This window comes from Capnocytophaga sp. oral taxon 864 (assembly GCF_002998835.1).
Taxonomy (GTDB): Bacteria; Bacteroidota; Bacteroidia; order Flavobacteriales; family Flavobacteriaceae; genus Capnocytophaga; species Capnocytophaga ochracea.
Map to the genome: position 1 here is coordinate 299,309 of NZ_CP027232.1, position 18,642 is coordinate 317,950.

Below are 18,642 nucleotides of genomic sequence, written 5' to 3' on the forward strand. Positions count from 1 at the left end.
ATTAATTTTATTCTTATTCTTCTCCTTCTTTTTTACCCAAACCTCTGAGGAAATTGCCTATTTGTTTCTTGGCTTCTTTTTTAGCCTCTTCTTTGGCTTTCTCTTTCACTTTAGTCATTGTGCTGTCTTTGTTCTTCATCAGTCCTCCCACCGTTTTGGTTATTTCGCCTGCTGTACCCGAACTTGTTTTACCTCCTAAAGCCTTTTGTAGTGCGTCAGTGCCTTTAGCGGTAAGGTTGTTAATTTGGTTTTTAGCTATTTGGGTAGCCAAATTTTTTACTACGGCTTTAGCATCGGTGCTTACTTGTGGTTTTTTGAAAGTTCCACCTACGGTTGCTACCACAGGCAAGTTGTTTATCTTTTTCTGGTTTTCAGGAGTCAGTTTTGCTAACAAACCTTCTGCTTCTTTACCCAACATTTGAGGCGGTACATTAAAGGTGAGCTTGTAATTCATCTGTTGGTCAAATCCGTGAGAACCTGCTACCTCTATGGCTACATCTTTATATTTGATAGTAAAAGGCTTGATTTTTACTTTTCCATCTTCAAAATCAACCGCTGCTTTCACATCTTTCAGGTTGAGATTGGCTAAATTTAATCCTGTAAATTGGCTGTCTAAAGCTGAGAGTAGAGGAGAACCGTGGCTGTCAATCTTGGAGTCGATAAGTGCTGCAAATAGGTCGCCCGAGATACTGTTAATTTGAGGAGTTAAATCGTTTTTCAAATTACCTTTTACGTTGATAACCGTATTCACTTTCCCTTGTACAGCTTTAGCAATAGGTGCTATCTTTTCGAGCATAGTAATTTGCGTAAAAGCATCGGATATGTTAAGGCGGTTGAGGTTCAAATCTACGTCAAAGGTAGGTACTTTTTCTTTGGTCGATACATCTCCTGCAAGAGCTATATTTCCTCCAAAAATATCCGATTTTAAGTTCTCTAAGGTTACTTTTTGGTCTTTTATAATCAGTTTACCCGATACATTACTCAATTTCAAATTGTCGTATAACACCGTATTGGCTTTTGCAGTAAGCGCACAATCTAAGAAAGCAGGTACTTTTATAGCCGCTTCTTTTGTAGAGGTCTTATTAGCTTTAGGTGCTTCTTTGGTTTCTTGTTTCGCAGGAGCAGACGTTTCTGTTGCGGGTTGCATAAAATCGTTTACTACTAACTTGTTCGAAGATAGATTAAAGTTTCCTTTGAGGATTTCTTTTCTGAAAGCAAAACCGTACAGATTATCTATCGTTCCAGTAAGGTGTAAGTCGCTATCACCTGTGCGAGCATCAAATTTTGAAAGCCCAATGTGCGACGGATTAAAGGCTACGTTTAAGTTATCAATATGGAAAGGTTTTACAAACTCCTCACCTGCATATACAAACTGAGAAAGCGACAAATTACCTTGTGCTTTAATTTTTTGATAATTCTTAGCCTCTACCGATTTCATATCCAATTGTGTCGCTATATCAGCACGTAAGATTCCTGCCAACTTCTTGTTTAACGAAATAGGGTATGCTTGCGATAAGTTTGCCAAGTTGATAGTCCCTTTTACTGCCATATCCACAAACGGGTTTACTACCACATTGCTCACATTGGCACGAGCCGAAAAATGGTCTTGGTCGATACTCATCGTAAATTTGTTGAGGTTCACTTTGGTATCGTTGGTAATACCCGTAGCGTTGTTTACTTTTAGGTCGATAGTGATGTCACGCACCGTTTTAGGCAGGTTCGGATATTTAAAAGAAGCATTGTCTGCATACATTTCAAGTCCGAAAGTAGGGATTTTATCACCTACCATATCACCTTTGGCAAAACCTTTCAGAGTCAGATTTCCTGTGGTTTTTACATTCTCAATGCTTTTAGAGTACTCTTCGGGAATGAGCGCTAAAAAGTTTTGAAATGAATTGGTAGGGGTGCTAAAAGTAAGGTCGTAATGTTGTCCTTCCTCCAATAACTGAATAAAACCATCGAATACCAAATCCAAACGATTTACAGTAGCTTTGTTTTGCTTGAAAGTATATTTCTGATTTTTGAGGTCGATGCCCAAAATAGCTTGCAAGGTGATAGGCACTCGCTTCATAAAAGTGCTCTTACCCATTGCAAAAGTTAGGTTGGCTTTCGTCTGAGTGTCTAAGTCCAATACCTCTTCGGCAAAGTTTCCTTTCCCGCTGTGGTAAATATCGGCTGCTTCCATAAAGAGGTTGCCGTCGTCCATTTTGAAAGTAAATTTCAGATTTTCTACATTGTACCGCTGAATATCTAGCTTGATAGGAGCTGACTCTTCCTCAGGTTTATCCGAAGGAATAGCGATATCATAGTTGCCTTCTCCCTCCTTGTTAAGGTGTATATACACCGAAGCATCTTTCACATTAGCTCCTAACAAATTGTAGTTGCCCGCTAATAAATCTTTGATGCTAAGCGTTACATCTATGTGTTTAGCAGCAAAAAGTGTATCACCTACGAAAGGCTCTTTGTTTACCAAAACAAAATCGTTGAGGGTAACGCGTGCCTTAGGAAAGTTCTTAAACAGACTAATATCAACATCTTGCAATCCGATGTTCGCCTTTAAGTTTTCATTTGCCATCTCAATAACCTTTTCCTTGATAGTATCTTTAAAGAAAAAAGGAATAGCAATCATTGCGATGATGAGGATCAGTAGGGTTATACCTCCCCATTTCAGTATTTTTTTAGCTATTTTCATTCGTGTTTTAGCAATTATGTTTTCTGAGTGCAAAGATACGAAATAATTAACAATTAGCAATAAATTCTGAAATAATTATTTTGTTCTTTGTTTTTGTAGTCTACCAGAATTGGTCTGCAAATTTTCACCTTGCACTTTACCAAAGTTGAAATCCACCAACATCCTCTTTTTTAACTCTCTCTTAGCTTTAACTTCCCTTTGCTTTAGCGTCGCTTTTCCTTCGTCATTTGTTCGTCATTTGTTCGTCTTTTGTTCGTCTTTTGTTCGTCTTTTGTTCGTCTTTTGTTCGTCATTCGTTCGTCATTTCTTCGTTATTTGTTTATCTGCCCGTGCGGCTCGCACCGTCTTTTGTTCGTTCATTGTTCGTCATTTGTTCGTCATTTGTTCGTCATTTGTTCGTTCATTGTTCGTTCATTGTTCGTCTTTTGTTCGTCTTTTGTTCGTCATTTGTTCGTCTTTTCTTCGTCATTCGTTCGTCATTCGTTCGTCTTTTGTTCGTCATTCGTTCGTCTTTTGTTCGTCTTTTGTTCGTCTTTACGTCGTCGTAGTTCCCCCTTTGGAGGAAGCCAGCGAAAGCTGGGTATGTGTAAGGGGGAGGTTTTCTTCGTCTTTTGTCCGCTGATTCTTCGTTAGAGGTTTAGAGGAAATTTTATTAATCATTTTTGTTCAAATTCTACACCCAAGCTATACTTCTTTTACTTCACTAATTTAGTGTGTTTTATCTAATATGCTAATTTTCAAATTTGCTAATTTGCTAATTTCTCTCTATTTTTGCATTCTTATAAAGTCTTATAACGAAAAAATGGAGCAGATAAGTGTATTCGATATGCTAAAAATAGGGGTAGGTCCTTCCAGCTCTCACACTTTAGGTCCTTGGCGTGCTGCTGAGGCTTTCCTCAAAGAATTGAGAGAGAAGCACCTCCTAACCCGCACAACCAAAGTGCACATAGATTTATATGGCTCACTCTCTCTCACAGGCAAAGGTCACGCTACCGATTTGGCAGTAATGTTAGGTCTCAGTGGTGCCGACCCTGAGTATGTGCCTATCGAGAGTTTAGACGTGATTATTACGGCTATTACTAATAATCAAGAGCTCTATTTAGGTAATGAGAGCATCATTAGCTTCAATCCTAAGGAAGACATTATTTTCAATAGAGATTTTTTGCCTTTTCACCCCAATGGGCTTACTTTTACAGCTGAAGGCGAGGGGTTCAGTTATGCTTCTACTTTCTACTCAGTAGGGGGTGGTTTTATAGTAAAAGAAGGAGAACAAGCAACAGCCAAGGAAGATACTCAGCGAAATTTCCCTTTCCCTATTGATAAAGCTGAGCAGCTCATTAGCTATTGTTGCCAAGAAGGAAAGAAAATATCCGAAATCGTCTATGAAAACGAAAAAGCCTTGCGTACCGAAGAGCAAATCCATAGCGAACTGATGCGTATATGGCATACTATGTTGGAATGTACTTATATAGGTTGTCATACCGAGGGTGTACTCCCTGGCGGTTTACACGTGCGCCGTCGTGCTTATGATATCCACAAGAACCTCATAGGGGTAGTCACCTACGATAGTCCAGAGAATTGGCTGAACTCTATCAAGAAAACGAATATCAAGTTTCGCGAAATCCTTAAATGGGTGAGTTGTTTTTCGCTGGCAGTTAATGAAGTGAATGCTTCGTTGGGGCGCGTAGTTACGGCACCTACCAATGGTAGTGCAGGGGTGATTCCCGCCGTGTTACTCTACTACATAACTATCGAAAACCAACAAGCTACCGAGGAGCAAATTCAGCAATTCCTATTGGTAGCGGGCGAAATAGGCAGTCTCTTCAAAAAAGGGGCAACCATCTCAGCAGCTATGGGCGGTTGTCAAGCCGAAATAGGTGTATCTTCCGCAATGGCGGCAGGTGCGCTCTGCGAACTCTTGGGTGGTTCTCCTGAGCAGGTACTCATCGCTGCCGAAATAGCAATGGAACACCACTTGGGGCTTACTTGCGACCCTATTGGCGGATTGGTGCAAATCCCTTGTATCGAGCGCAATGCTATGGGCGCAATCAAAGCGATTAACGCTGCCGAATTGGCTATCGAAACCGACCCTAAGAATGCGAAAGTACCCTTAGACAAGGTTATCAATACTATGTGGCAAACAGCCAAAGATATGAACTCTAAATACAAAGAAACCTCAGAAGGGGGCTTAGCGGTAGCTGTAAATATGGCTGACTGCTAATCTAACGACTAATAACTAACAATTAATGACAATAAACTGTAAAGGAGAGCTTCTCTCTATGGATACCCCGCGAGTGATGGGAATCCTCAATCATACCCCCGACTCTTTCTACGAAGGAAGTCGTGTAACCGAAAAAACGCTCTTACAACGCGCAGAAACAATGCTCGCTCACGGCGCAGATTTTATTGATGTGGGTGGTTATAGCACCCGCCCCAATGCACCCGAAGTCTCACAAACCGAAGAACTCAGTAGGGTAGTGCCCGTAGTGCGCTCTTTGGTGCAACATTTCCCCGAGATACGTATCTCGGTAGATACTTTCCGCAGTGAGGTAGCACGCCAATCGCTCTTAGAAGGAGCTTGTATTATCAACGATATTTCTGCCGGACTCTTAGATGAGCAGATGTTGGCTACAGTAGCGCAATTTCAGGTGCCTTATATTGCGATGCACCTCGTAGGTACACCCCAAACAATGCAACAGCACACTGATTATAAGGATATCATCAGTGATATGCGCTACTATTTTTCTGAGCGCAAAGCTAAAGCCTTGCAAGCGGGGATTAACGATTTTATAGTAGATGTAGGCTTTGGTTTCTCTAAAACCTTAGACCAGAATTACGAAGTGTTGAAGCACTTAGAGCTATTCCATAGCTTTGGTTGTCCGCTATTGGTAGGTTTTTCCCGCAAGTCGATGTTGTACAAATTGTTAAACACTGACCCTGCTGGTTCGCTGAATGCTACGACAGTAGTCAATACCATAGTCCTGATGAAAGGGGCACACATTTTGCGGGTACACGATGTAAAAGAAGCTAAAGAATGTGTAACACTCTTTGAAAAAATACAATGAAACTATTCGATATTTTAGACTTTACAATCGTCGATGCGATTGACATAGTGCTGTTTGCAGCCCTCTTGTACTACCTCTACCGATTAATTCGAGGCACGGTAGCCATTAATATTTTTATGGGTATTGTGATTATCTACTTGATATGGAAGATTACCGAAGCTTTGCAAATGCAGTTGCTCAGTAGTATATTAGGTCAGTTCATTGGGGTAGGAGTCTTCGCACTGATAGTTGTATTCCAGCAGGAAATACGTCGCTTCTTGCTCACCATTGGTTCTACCAATATCACTGCACGCAACAAGCTACACCGTGCTTTTCACTTCTTCAAAGAGAAGGAAATTCTGCTTAATATTGAGAGTTTGATAAATGTATGTCAGAAGTTAGCCAGTACCAATACAGGGGCGCTTATTGTTTTGGAGCACAATATGCCTCTCGACTTTGTAACCCAAACTGGCGACAAGGTGAATATAGAGTTCTCCGAGCCTATTATCGAAAGTATCTTTTATAAGAATAGTCCGCTACACGATGGAGCCATTGTGATAAAGGGTAATCATATTATAGCTACAAGGGTAATACTGCCTGTTGCAAGTGAAATCAATTTGCCTAAACGCTATGGTTTGCGTCATCGTGCCGCCATTTCTATCACCGAGAAAACAGACGCTACTGCCTTAGTCGTTTCTGAAGAAACCGGACACATTTCCTACTTCAAGAATGGCGCCTTTGTAAAGTTCAAGAATAACGATGAACTCATCAAAGCTGTACAATCCGATTTTTAATTGCTTGTCGCGCTACAACCTTTTTCAGATAGCGAGCTTCAAGCATTCACTGGCTTTGGGGCTTCTAGGGCTAATCGTTAAATTTGCTAATTTCCAAATTATCTAATTTTCAAACTAAATCCTTTCTCTCCCATTAAAAATCCTTCTAACACATCACCTGTTGTAACTTTCCCTGCACCTTTAGGTGTTCCCGTAAAGATAAGGTCACCTTTGCGAAGGGTAAAGAACTGAGATACCTCCGAGATGATAACGTCAAAACCTCTAAGCATTTGTATCGTATTGCCCTTTTGTACAGTAGAGCCATTTTTGTCTAAGTGAAACTGAATAGAGGAAGAACTCTCAAAAGTTTCTTTAGAGACAAACTTTCCTACGATAGCTGAGCCATCAAAAGCCTTCGCCAGCTCCCACGGTAGTCCTTTTTGGCTCAAATCCGCTTGCAGGTCGCAAGCAGTAAAGTCAATGCCCACCGCAATCTCGTCGTAATACTTATGTGCAAATTTTTCCGAAATGCACTTTCCATTCTGGTTGATTTTCAGTACTAATTCTATTTCGTAATGCAAATCCTGTGTAAAATCAGGAATGTAGTAAGGAATCTCAAGGTTGTGAATAGCCGTATCGGGCTTCATAAATACCACTATGGGCTGAACCGTTGTTTTATCAAATGTTTCGATAGTCTCGCGGTAATTTTTACCTATACAAATAATTTTCATTTTTATTTAAATCTAAGTTTGATATAAAAATACTATTTTTCAGTCGCTTTTACGTTGTTACAATTCCTTCTTAGGAATAAGTTCTATGAGGCAAAAAGCGCCTTTCTTTATTATTTATAATTTGGTTTTCTTCCCTTTGGGAAAGGTTTTATTTTATAAAATCTGTGAGAGGTTTTAAAGTAACAAAACACCTATTTGTTCAATTTAAAAAATAGTTCATCGTGATAAGAATACGCTTCATATGTAATGATTTCCCATTACTGAAATACAGCTTATAGATTGCAAAAGTAAAAATAAAAACTGTATTATGTTTGTAAATTAAAAAAAAAGTAATACATTTGCCCGAGTTTTTTGTAACAAAACAAAAATGATTATGAAATAAAACAAATATTATTTTAATAAGATATAACCAATGAAAAAAGAAGATATTTTAGAAGACTATGGCATCGCTGTTCTCAGTAGAGAATGTAGTTTGATGGGAAGAAAAGAAGTGCTTACTGGTAAAGCAAAATTTGGTATTTTTGGTGATGGGAAAGAAGTCCCCCAAGTAGCAATGGCGAGAGCCTTTCAGTATGGAGACTTTCGGAGTGGTTATTATCGAGACCAAACCCTTATGATGGCTCTTGGGGTACATACAGTTGAAAATTTCTTTGCTGGACTGTATGCTCACGCTGATATAAAAGCAGACCCCACCAGTGCCGGACGCCAAATGGGTGGACACTTTGCTACTCATAGTTTAGATGAAGAGGGAAATTGGAAAGATTTATTAAAACAAAAGAATAGTAGTAGCGACATATCGTGTACTGCGGGACAAATGCCTCGTTTATTAGGTTTAGCGCAAGCCTCTAAAGTATATCGTGAGTTACCTAATGCTGAAAGTAAAGGTTTCTCAAATCATGGTAATGAAGTAGCTTGGGGTACTATTGGTAATGCAAGCACCAGTGAAGGACACTTTTTTGAAACTCTTAATGCTGCGGGCGTAATGCAAGTGCCAATGGTAATTTCGGTTTGGGACGACGAATATGGCATTTCAGTCCCTAAGGAATACCACACTACCAAAGAGAGTATCTCTGAAGTGATGAAAGGCTTCCAACGAGATGCCAACCACAAAGGATTTGAAATATTCGTTGCTAAAGGTTGGGATTATCCCACTTTGTACGATATTTATCAGAAAGCAGCTAAAATTGCTCGTAAAGAGCACGTGCCTGTGTTGGTACACGTAAAAGAACTTACACAACCCCAAGGACACTCTACCTCAGGCTCTCACGAACGCTATAAAAGTGCTGAACGTTTGCAATGGGAAAAGGATTTTGACTGTATTACCAAAATGCGTGAATGGATATTAGTGAAAGGATATGCTACTGAAGAGGAATTGCAGACAATAGAAGAAGCAGCTAAAAAGCGCGTACGTGATGGCAAGAAAAAAGCTTGGGAAGCGTATATGAAACCTATGGAAACAGAACGCAAGGAACTTTTGCAATTACTCAATAGCATACAACCTAAAAGTATCTTTGCTACAGAATTATCTCAAATTCCAACTCTTTCTCGTAAGGTAATAATGAATGTAGCACGTAAAGCATTGCGACAGTTCTTAAAAGAGAATAAAGAAGTATCGAACTTGCGTACTTGGATAACTAACTATATAGCAACTAATGAACCTAAGTATAGCAAACACTTGTATACTGAAGGAACTCATAATGTTATGAAAATAGCAGAAGTAGCTCCTATATATGAACCAGATGCTAAACTTGTTGATGCAAGACTGATCCTACGTGAGAACTTTGATGCATTACTTACCAAGTACCCTAACCTTTTGATATTTGGCGAAGATGTAGGTAATATAGGCGATGTAAACCAAGGTTTGGAAGGTTTACAAAAGAAACACGGAGCTATAAGAGTAGCTGATACAAGTATTCGTGAAACGACTATTATAGGACAAGGAATAGGCTTGGCTATGCGTGGTTTACGTCCTATTGCCGAAATTCAGTACTTAGATTATATTCTCTACGGTCTTCAAACTCTTAGTGATGATTTAGCTACCTTACATTATCGTACCTTTGGTAGACAATCAGCCCCTTTGATTGTTAGAACACGAGGACACCGTTTAGAAGGAATATGGCACGCTGGTTCACCTATGGGGATACTTTTACACGCTCTTCGTGGTGTGTGTATTCTTACTCCTCGCAATATGGTGAAGGCAGCAGGGTTCTACAATACACTCTTAGAAGGTAATCAACCTGCGGTAGTGGTGGAATGTCTTAATGGTTACCGCCTGAAAGAACCAATGCCTACGAATCTCGCTGAGTTCAAAACGCCTATTGGAGTAGTCGAAACACTTCGTGAAGGAAAAGATATTACAGTTGTATCTTATGGCTCTACTTTGCGCATCGTGTGTGAAGTTGCCGATGAGTTAGTTTCTATGGGTATTGATATAGAGATTATAGATGCACAATCCTTAGCACCATTCGATGTGCGTCACGATATAGTGAAGAGTATACAGAAAACCAATCGACTGTTGGTTGTAGATGAAGATATGCCTGGGGCTACTTCGGCATATATTTTGCAGAAGATTGTAGAAGAGCAAAATGCTTATCAGTATTTGGATAGTGCGCCACAAACCTTAGCAGCAGGTAATCACCGCCCTGCATATGCAACCGATGGTGATTATTTCTCTAAACCTAATGCCGATAGCATTATTGAGAAGATATACAGTATAATGCACGAAGCTAATCCTGAAAAATATCCAACCTTGTTATAATTCATTATCTTCTTGAAAGTCATTCAAGAGATTATCAATAGCACGGCGATCTTTTTTAGTAGGGCGACCTTCACCTTTCTCGCGATAATAGTCTTGCGCAAGTTTTTGTATTTCGGCTTGTTCAAAAGCCTCAGGAGGCGTGTTGTCTTGGCGATAAAGGTCTACTAACTTAGCCCCCACACGGCTCTCAGGGATATCTAAGACCTCTATTTGGTAGTTGATTTGGTTCTTACGCACTACTATTTGGTCGTTTTTGTAAATTTCCCTTGAGGGTTTTGCAGTCTCACCATTCACCTTGATGTGTCCTTTTTTGCAGGCTTCAGTAGCTATATTACGTGTTTTGAAGTAACGCACACACCATAAGTACTTATCAATTCGCATTTTTTTGTGATTTTAGAAAAAAATAAGTGCAAAAATAATAAATAATTGTATCTTATACTAAGAAATAAAGAAATTTTATATGATGAATAAATTTATATTTGCTATTAGCACAATAGGTTTGCTATTTGCTATTTCGTGTAAGAAAAATGAAAACTCTAATGTAACACCTCCACGTGATGTTACAGAGGTGAGAAATGAGAATAATCAAAATATTGAAACATTCTTAAAAACGCATACATACACTTTTTCAGCAACAACTACTATTTCTGAAACGGTTACCTTTGCAACAACCTCTAATACTACAGCGTCTATCTTCAATGATAGCAAGCTAAAACGATTGGAATTAGATGTCTATGATGCTAATAATACTCTTGTACGTCATACTCTTTACTATCTTATTTTGCAAGAGGGGACAGGAACTACCACTACTATTGCTGATTCAGTATATGTGAATTATAAAGGACAATTATTAGATTTAAGTGTATTTGATGAAACAACAACACAATCTACTTCTAATTGGATAGATCTTATAGGTAATATTGTTACCAACAAGCCTTCAGGTACTATTAGAGGTTTTAGGGAGGGTGTTGCTCAATTAAGAGCATCGGCTACAGGACTTACAAACAATAGTGATGGTACTCTAAATGCTCCTACAGATGGAGGAGTTGGAGTTTTCTTTATTCCTTCAGGTTTAGGCTATTTCAATAACAGACAAGCTAAAATACCTGCTTATTCACCTTTAATTTTTACGGTAAGACTTATTGCTACACGTCGTGCCGACCACGATCACGATGGTAAACCTTCTATAAATGAGATTGTGCGTAATGAATATGGCGTGGTAACTTATCCTGATTGTGATGCTAATAAGGATACTTCATACCTTCCAGATTATTTAGATGCCGATTGTAAGTAGAATGAAGAAGTATGAAGAAGTATGTCCCTAATCTTATCACTTTATCCAATCTCCTTTGCGGAACAGTAGCGATCGTCTTTGCCGTAAGAGGAACGATTGATTGGGCTGCTTTGTTTGTGGCAATAGGTATCTTCCTCGATTTTTTTGATGGTTTTTTTGCTCGTTTGCTACACGTAAAATCCGAAATGGGCTTACAGTTAGATTCCTTAGCCGATATGGTTACTTCTGGAGTAGTTCCTGGCATTGTGATGTTTCAGTTGTTGAATAATAGTACCTATGTATTGCAAACTGAGGGGACTTTTGCTATGTTGTTGCCTTATGTTGGTTTCCTTATTACTTTAGCTTCTGCCTATCGCTTGGCAAATTTTAATATAGACATACGGCAGACATCTGGCTTTATAGGGCTTCCTACCCCAGCTAATACAATGTTTATTCTCTCTTTGCCTCTTATATTACAATATCAGCCTACTGAATTATTCGATAGTTTATTGCATAATATGTGGGTCTTGTTAGGGATTACTTTGTTGAGTGTTTACTTGTTGAATGCTGAAATAGCACTCTTTGCGTTGAAGTTTAGCGATTATTCTTTTAAGAATAATGCATTGAAATATATATTCTTAGCACTTTGCGTAATTTTACTTCTAAGTTTAAAGATAATCGCTATTCCGCTAATTATTTTATTGTACATTATTCTTTCCTTACTACCTAAGCGATAAATCTCGCTTCATTCTATCCAAATTGATTTTAGGTTTTTGTAAGAAGATAACACTATCAATAACTACTTGCTTGGATTTTGGGTATACCCCTAAACTATCCATTAGCAAGTAGTTTTTTTGTTTGAAACGCAATATATAAGGCATCTTCTTAAGCTCGATATTGCTGATACCTTTATTTTTTATGTAGTTGATTACTACAGGGTCAGGAGAAATTGTATCTGTTTGATAGATACTTAGTTTATCACCTTGTCTAATAGTGATTACTTTCTGTTTATATTTGCTGAAAACTAGCATTTCTTCAGTAGTTTCTAATTGATATTTGTAATAGAAAAGTACCCCTTGAAATAAAATAACAGATAAGAGAAGTGCTACCAATACTTTGTATTTCCTATAATGTACAAAAACAATGAGTATGAACACCGTCAATAAGGAAGAAAGAAGTAGGGGAGTAGTAAAAGGTATGTTGCGTATGATAAACGTTTCTTGATGGGCTATAAATGCTACCAAAAAGTTCATTAAAGCGATTAATTTTTCTAAGACGAAGACTATGGCATAAGGCAAAATACCAAAACTTCCCAAACATAGGGCAATGATACCTCCTATGAGTATAGGTTGTAATAAAGGTACTACTACCAAGTTAGAAACGAAAAACAATATAGGAAACTGGTGAAAATAGTACAAACTGATAGGTAAAACTACTATTTGAGCAGATAATCCTACCAAAAATAGTGACCATATCCATTGTAAGTATTTATTCTCAGGTTGCCACCATTTGCGCATCACAGGGTAGAATTTCATTATAGAAAATACCGCTGCATAACTCAGCTGAAAGCCTACATCATACAAATAGTAAGGATTGATAAGCAACAGGAATAACATTGAGAGCATTAACGCATCAAACCTGCCTTGTTTCCTGCGTATAAGAGTGCTCAATCCTACAAAGCTGAACATTACAGTAGCCCTCAATACCGAAGGAGAGGCGCCTGCTATGAAAGCAAAAGCCCATAAGCCTGCTAATAGTATAAAGTATCGCAATGGACGATAAAAACCTAAATTGGGCATCTTTTGCAGTAGTAAAAGGAGTATAGCAGTAATAATCCCTACGTGTAATCCCGAAATAGCTAAGATATGCACCGCTCCCGCATCAACATAATGTTGATAGACTTCGTTATCTAAATCAGTGCGTTTTCCTAAGAGTAGTGTTTTTAACAGAGCAGAAGACTCTTGATTAAAATATTTGTCTATTACAATAGCTAAATGAGAGCGTGTTCTCGCAATACTCCCCATAAAACCTGTTGTATTATTTTTTACAACAGAAAAAGCAACTACTTCTGTTCGCCCATATACACCTTTTCGCTCCATATACCGTTTATAGTTGAATTGATATGGATTTTTAGGAGGAGATATAGGAGTATATTTGCCTACAAAAACCAATCTATCTGTTGGAGCTAATGTTTTCACATCATCGGTAATTGTTTTAGAAGGGAAAAAGCACAGAATTTTTCCTTCTGTACTTGTATGGTTAGCCGTTAAGAGCTCGGCTTTAAAGGTAGTACCGTAATCTGTTTGTGAAGTTTGCTCTATTATGTCAGCTTCTAAAGTGTAATATTCATTGGCATTTAGTTTTTGTGTGTAATGCTTAGGGTTATAGGTGGGGGTATGAAGGATCGTTATCAGTATACCCACTGCTACAGAAGTGAGACCTACGTGTATTACAATTCCGTGACGAAAAGTATATCGTTTGGTAGCTAAAAACTGATGTATTGCCAAAGTGAGCAGTAAGCATATACAACTACTTATTGCAAATAAAAAAGAGGGAGCTATTACATCAGTAATAGCAATCCCTCCTATGAGTCCTAATAAGATAGTTAATATGGGAGTATTTACAAATCTCACATTACACGTTTTGCCATACGAAATGTTTTCTTGTAATATTCATCACTTAATGAAGAAATCACAACTCCTCTTTTAGAGGAAGAGTGTATGAATTTAATATCTCCATCTATATCTACTACCATACCTACGTGTGATATTCTGCTTTTCCTAGTCGTTCTGAAGAAAAGTAAATCGCCTACTTTTACATCTTCTAAGTCAATTTTAGTTCCTTGTGTAGCCATTTCTTGTGAGGAGCGAGATAATGGTACTGAAATAGATTTGAAAGTAGTACTTACAAAACCAGAACAATCCATACCATTACGCGTAACACCTCCGTGTCTGTAAGGAGTTCCTAAATATGAGAAAGCTGTATCTAATAATACTTTCTGTTGTTTGGTATCTGCTTTACTTTTAGAGAGTGCAGTAAGCGCTATATCGGTAGTTTCATAGCTTTCAGGTTCCTCAAATAGTTCTTCGTCTTCTAAGTCGTCTTCCAATTCAGTGTCTGCGAGAGTATTCTCAGCGTATTGTTTTAGGGCTTTATTACCGGTGTGTTTTTTAGGAGCATATCTCTTACTCTTAGCAACAGCTATATCTGCTTTTACAGGCTTTTTCTTTTTATCAGTTATAGCTAAAGCTCTCTTAACAGGAGCTTTTTTTACAGACTTTTTAGCAGAATGATGAGCTACACTGCGTTTAGGAGGTAACTTATGACGTTTTTTAGCTGTTGAAGCCACTCTGGCGGTAGCTTTTTTCCCTTTCTTAGGAGGAGAAAATGTTTTCTTTTTGGGCTTGCTCTTATTTTCCACAGCCTTTGTGGTAGCTGTATTTACAACTACACTCTTTTCGGTATTCTTTACTGCCTCTGAAAAGGAAGATAAGCTGAGTAGTAGTGTAAATAAACCTAAAATTCTTAATACGTACATAGTAATTTGAGCGTTTAAATTCTGAACTTTGGGGAAACACCTAAAAGTTCAAAAGGTTGATGTTATTAAATAAGTTCTTTTTGCGTTATTATGAGGTTTTCTCCTTTCTCATCTAAATCAAAGTGAATGCTATCGCCTTCGTGCACTTGGTTAGATACTATTTCTTCGGCTAATATGTCTTCTACATATTTCTGAATAGCGCGTTTCAAAGGTCGAGCACCATATTGTTTGTCATAGCCTTTATCTGCAATGAATTCCTTTGCTTTCTGGCTGAGTTGTACTCCATAGCCTAAATCGTTGATACGTGAGTACAGTTTAGAAAGTTCAATATCGATAATTTTAAAGATATCTTCTTTGCTAAGAGGATTGAAAGTAATCACATCGTCAATACGGTTTAGAAACTCAGGAGCAAATACCTTTTTCAAAGCATTTTCGACAATAGATTTCTCATTAGCTTCGGATTGGGCTATTCTTGCTGAAGTGCCAAAACCAACACCTTGCCCAAAATCTTTTACTTGACGAGCTCCTATATTAGAGGTCATAATGATGATAGTATTTCTAAAATCAATCTTTCGTCCTAAACTATCAGTTAAGAAACCATCGTCAAGCACTTGTAAAAGCATATTGAAAACATCGGGGTGTGCCTTTTCTATCTCATCTAAAAGTACCACAGAATAAGGTTTGCGACGTATTTTCTCGGTGAGCTGACCGCCTTCTTCATAACCTACATACCCTGGAGGAGCTCCTATGAGACGAGAAACTGAGAACTTCTCCATATACTCACTCATATCAATGCGTACCATTGTTTCTTCTGAATCAAAAAGTTCTTTGGCAAGCACTTTAGCGAGTTGTGTTTTCCCAACTCCTGTTTGTCCTAAAAAGATGAAAGAACCTATAGGTTTATTCGGGTCTTTTAAGCCTGTACGATTGCGTTTGATAGATTTTACTACCTTTTCTACCGCTTCATCTTGACCAATGATTTTGGATTTCATTATCTCGGATAATCCTGAGAGTTTGCTCATTTCAGTTTGAGCAATTCTGTTTACAGGTACGCCGCTCATCATTGAGACTACATCGGCAATATGGTCGGCAGTTACTACATCACGGTGTTGTTTAGATTCTTCGTCCCATTTATTATTCATTTCGACTAATGAATTTTCGATAATTTTCTCGTTATCGCGCAAACGGGCAGCTTCTTCAAACTGCTGACGTGAAACAGCTCTGTTTTTGGCTTGAGTAGCTTGTTCTAAACGTTCTTCCAATTCCACGATATATTGTGGAACTTTTACTTGCATAATATGTATTCTTGCACCCGCTTCGTCTAAGGCATCAAGAGCTTTATCGGGCAAATAACGGTCGGTAAGATAACGATTAGTGAGCTTTACACAAGCCTCAATAGCCTCATCGGTATAGGTTACGTTGTGATGTTCTTCGTATTTTCCTTTTATATTGCGAAGAATTTGTATGGTTTCATCTACACTTGTTGGTTCGATGATTACTTTTTGGAAACGGCGTTCTAAGGCGCCATCTTTTTCAATAGATTGGCGATATTCATCTAAGGTAGTAGCTCCAATACATTGTATTTCACCACGTGCTAAGGCAGGTTTAAACATATTAGAGGCATCTAAGCTACCTGAGGCACCACCAGCTCCCACTAAGGTGTGAATTTCATCAATAAAAAGAATAATATCTTTATTCTTTTCGAGTTCACTCATTATGGCTTTAAGGCGTTCTTCAAATTGTCCGCGATATTTAGTTCCAGCTACTAACGAAGCTAAATCGAGTGTTACCACACGTTTGTTATACAATACTCGTGCCACTTTTTTCTGAATAATGCGCAAAGCTAATCCTTCGGCGATGGCACTTTTACCAACACCAGGTTCACCGATGAGTATTGGGTTATTCTTCTTACGGCGGCTCAATATTTGGGATACGCGTTCTATTTCCTTCTCGCGACCTACTACGGGGTCTAAACTGCCTTGTTCGGCTAAAGCAGTTAAATCTCTACCAAAGTTATCTAACACAGTGAGTTTTCGTTGCCCATATTGCCCCCCTTGATTGGGTTGCTGACCTTTGTAACCCGATTTGTTTTCGTGAGGTAAACTATAGTCTCGGTCGTATTCATCAACTTCATCGGTGGGAGATGAGACTTGATAATTATCGTCGCGTATGGGTTGGAATTTATCTCTTGCTACTTCATAATTTACGCCTAGCTTGTTGAAAACTTTAGTAGTAGGGTCGTTTTCGTTACGCAAAATGCTTAGTAATAGATGAGCTGTATTAATCATATCATTCTGAGAACGTTTTGCTTCTAAGTAAGTAGCCTGCATTGCTCTTTCGGCTTGTACGGTGAAATGAACGGCATTGAAGTTAGGAGGGTTGAGACCACGTGCAGAAGTGAGCGTGTGGATGTTTTGGCGCAGTCTTTCCATATCGATATTTAAACTGTGCATTAAATCGATTGCACTACCTTCACCTTCTTGCAATATGGCTAACACAAAGTGCTCAGTGCCTACCGTAGATTGCCCTAAGCGAATGGCTTCTTCTTTGCTATATGTGAATATCCTTTTAACTCTTGGTGAAAAGTTATCGTTCATAAAATCTCCTCTTGTTTTGTATTAAATAGTTGGGTAGTAACAAAAGCTATTCCATTTCTCCCTATCAGGAAAAAAGGCAGTCTTCTACACTGCGGGCAAAGGTACGAAAAAAAATATTAATGCGAAAGAAAAATATAAAAATATTTTGTTTTAACCATAGAAAAGCATAAATTTGCGCCATTATTATTAAAAGAATTTCAAATGAAAAATTTTATCTTAATTGCAATGTCTATAGGAGTATTTTCTATGGGACAAGCTCAAAAAATCAATTTAGGGAAAGCCACAAGTGCCGTTACAAAAGGAGCACAAGCTTTATCATTTACTAATGAAGATGCTAAAAGGCTTTCAAAGGAATCAGTAGACTGGATGGATGCTCATAATCCGGTAGCAGGCAAAAACAGTCCGTATACTAAACGCTTGAATCGTGTGTTTGGGAAACACCAAAATGAGGACGGTTTGAAGCTCAATTACAAAGTGTATCTGGTAACCGATATCAATGCGTTTGCTTGTGCTGATGGGAGTGTGCGTGTGTTTTCATCGTTGATGGATTTGATGACTGATGATGAATTATTGGCAGTTATCGGTCACGAAATAGGTCACGTGAAGAATGAGGACACTAAAGATGCTATCAAATCTGCTTATATGCGTGCTGCTGCACAAGATGCTGCAAGCTCGGCTTCGGGGGTTGTAAGAAAACTAAGCGACACTGAATTGGGTGAAATGGCTAATGCTATGCTTGATGCTAAACACAGTAAAAAACAAGAATCACAAGCCGATGAATATTCTTACAATTTTATGAAGAAACACGGTTATAATGTGGTGGCTGTTTATACAGCATTTAAGAAATTGGCTTTGCTTTCAGGTGGAGCAACCCAAAGTAAATTCCAAAAGATGATGAGTTCACACCCTGATAGCGAGAAACGTGCTGAAGCGGCTAAAAAAAGAGCTATCAAAGATGGGCTTTGGAAAGACCCAGGAGAAGTTACCTTGCCTAAAACGCCTATTAAATAAACTGTTTTATTAGTAAAAAGTACGATAAAAATAAGAATACCTCCAAAAAGCGAATAGCTTTTTGGAGGTTTTTTATTAGTGATTAATGATTAGTGGTTAATGGTTAATTAGGTGGAGGCTTATACAAAGCTTATAGGATAGATGAATAAAGAGTGGGTCTACAGTGGGTCTACAGTGGGTCTACATTGGTTTAAGAATGAACAAAAAACAAATTCAAAATAAGGA

The 18,642-nt window shown here is 38.3% G+C and carries 13 protein-coding genes; 7 read left to right on the forward strand and 6 right to left on the reverse strand.

Going from position 1 to position 18,642, the window contains the following annotated elements:
* Window positions 1–13: 13 nt before the first annotated feature.
* Window positions 14–2,692 (reverse strand): AsmA-like C-terminal region-containing protein, encoded by a 2,679-nt coding sequence (locus C3V44_RS01415; protein ID WP_106095263.1) that lies wholly within the window; start codon window positions 2,690–2,692, stop codon window positions 14–16.
* 802 nt (window positions 2,693–3,494) lie between these two features.
* Here C3V44_RS01415 and C3V44_RS01430 point away from each other — a divergent pair.
* From C3V44_RS01430 to C3V44_RS01440, 3 genes are read left to right on the forward strand one after another with little or no spacing between them, the layout of a single operon-like run.
* Window positions 3,495–4,913 carry an L-serine ammonia-lyase gene (locus C3V44_RS01430; RefSeq protein ID WP_106095264.1) on the forward strand — a complete coding sequence of 473 codons (1,419 nt, stop codon included), beginning with the start codon at window positions 3,495–3,497 and terminating at the stop codon, window positions 4,911–4,913.
* A 25-nt stretch (window positions 4,914–4,938) separates the two neighbouring features.
* On the forward strand, window positions 4,939–5,757 hold the full coding sequence (gene folP / locus C3V44_RS01435; RefSeq protein ID WP_106095265.1) for a dihydropteroate synthase: 819 nt from the start codon (window positions 4,939–4,941) through the stop codon (window positions 5,755–5,757).
* Window positions 5,754–6,530, forward strand: a complete 777-nt coding sequence (locus C3V44_RS01440) for a diadenylate cyclase (RefSeq protein WP_002672484.1) — start codon at window positions 5,754–5,756, stop codon at window positions 6,528–6,530. Before folP ends, C3V44_RS01440 begins: the two co-directional genes overlap by 4 nt.
* Window positions 6,531–6,628: 98 nt before the next feature.
* Here the strand turns inward: C3V44_RS01440 and C3V44_RS01445 are convergent, their stop codons facing one another.
* Window positions 6,629–7,240, reverse strand: a complete 612-nt coding sequence (locus C3V44_RS01445) for a fumarylacetoacetate hydrolase family protein (RefSeq protein ID WP_106095266.1) — start codon at window positions 7,238–7,240, stop codon at window positions 6,629–6,631.
* Between the two features lie 412 nt (window positions 7,241–7,652).
* Between C3V44_RS01445 and C3V44_RS01450 the strand changes: the two genes are divergently transcribed.
* Window positions 7,653–9,998 carry a thiamine pyrophosphate-dependent enzyme gene (locus C3V44_RS01450; protein ID WP_106095267.1) on the forward strand — a complete coding sequence of 782 codons (2,346 nt, stop codon included), beginning with the start codon at window positions 7,653–7,655 and terminating at the stop codon, window positions 9,996–9,998.
* On the opposite strand, the gene C3V44_RS01455 is transcribed toward C3V44_RS01450, so the two are convergent.
* Window positions 9,993–10,379 carry an RNA-binding S4 domain-containing protein gene (locus tag C3V44_RS01455; RefSeq protein ID WP_002672472.1) on the reverse strand — a complete coding sequence of 129 codons (387 nt, stop codon included), beginning with the start codon at window positions 10,377–10,379 and terminating at the stop codon, window positions 9,993–9,995. The genes C3V44_RS01450 and C3V44_RS01455 overlap by 6 nt on opposite strands.
* 79 nt (window positions 10,380–10,458) lie before the next feature.
* Here C3V44_RS01455 and C3V44_RS01460 point away from each other — a divergent pair, with 79 nt between their 5' ends.
* Together C3V44_RS01460 and C3V44_RS01465 are read left to right on the forward strand one after the other, a co-directional pair.
* Window positions 10,459–11,292: an FKBP-type peptidyl-prolyl cis-trans isomerase gene (locus C3V44_RS01460; RefSeq protein ID WP_106095268.1), complete on the forward strand. Its 834-nt coding sequence runs from the start codon at window positions 10,459–10,461 to the stop codon at window positions 11,290–11,292.
* Window positions 11,293–11,303: 11 nt separating this feature from the next.
* Complete coding sequence (locus C3V44_RS01465; protein ID WP_106095269.1) at window positions 11,304–12,008, forward strand: phosphatidylcholine/phosphatidylserine synthase; 705 nt, start codon at window positions 11,304–11,306, stop codon at window positions 12,006–12,008.
* Here the strand turns inward: C3V44_RS01465 and C3V44_RS01470 are convergent.
* From C3V44_RS01470 to C3V44_RS01480, 3 genes are all read right to left on the reverse strand, one after another.
* Window positions 11,994–13,904, reverse strand: a complete 1,911-nt coding sequence (locus C3V44_RS01470; RefSeq protein WP_106095270.1) for a ComEC/Rec2 family competence protein — start codon at window positions 13,902–13,904, stop codon at window positions 11,994–11,996. The two genes, C3V44_RS01465 and C3V44_RS01470, sit on opposite strands and share 15 nt — an antisense overlap.
* Window positions 13,901–14,809 (reverse strand): C40 family peptidase, encoded by a 909-nt coding sequence (locus C3V44_RS01475; RefSeq protein WP_106095271.1) that lies wholly within the window; start codon window positions 14,807–14,809, stop codon window positions 13,901–13,903. Before C3V44_RS01475 ends, C3V44_RS01470 begins: the two co-directional genes overlap by 4 nt.
* A 65-nt stretch (window positions 14,810–14,874) precedes the next feature.
* Complete coding sequence (locus C3V44_RS01480; protein ID WP_106095272.1) at window positions 14,875–17,406, reverse strand: ATP-dependent Clp protease ATP-binding subunit; 2,532 nt, start codon at window positions 17,404–17,406, stop codon at window positions 14,875–14,877.
* 201 nt (window positions 17,407–17,607) lie between these two features.
* Here C3V44_RS01480 and C3V44_RS01485 point away from each other — a divergent pair, with 201 nt between their 5' ends.
* On the forward strand, window positions 17,608–18,417 hold the full coding sequence (locus C3V44_RS01485) for a M48 family metallopeptidase (protein WP_106095273.1): 810 nt from the start codon (window positions 17,608–17,610) through the stop codon (window positions 18,415–18,417).
* The last annotated feature ends 225 nt before the right edge of the window (window positions 18,418–18,642 follow it).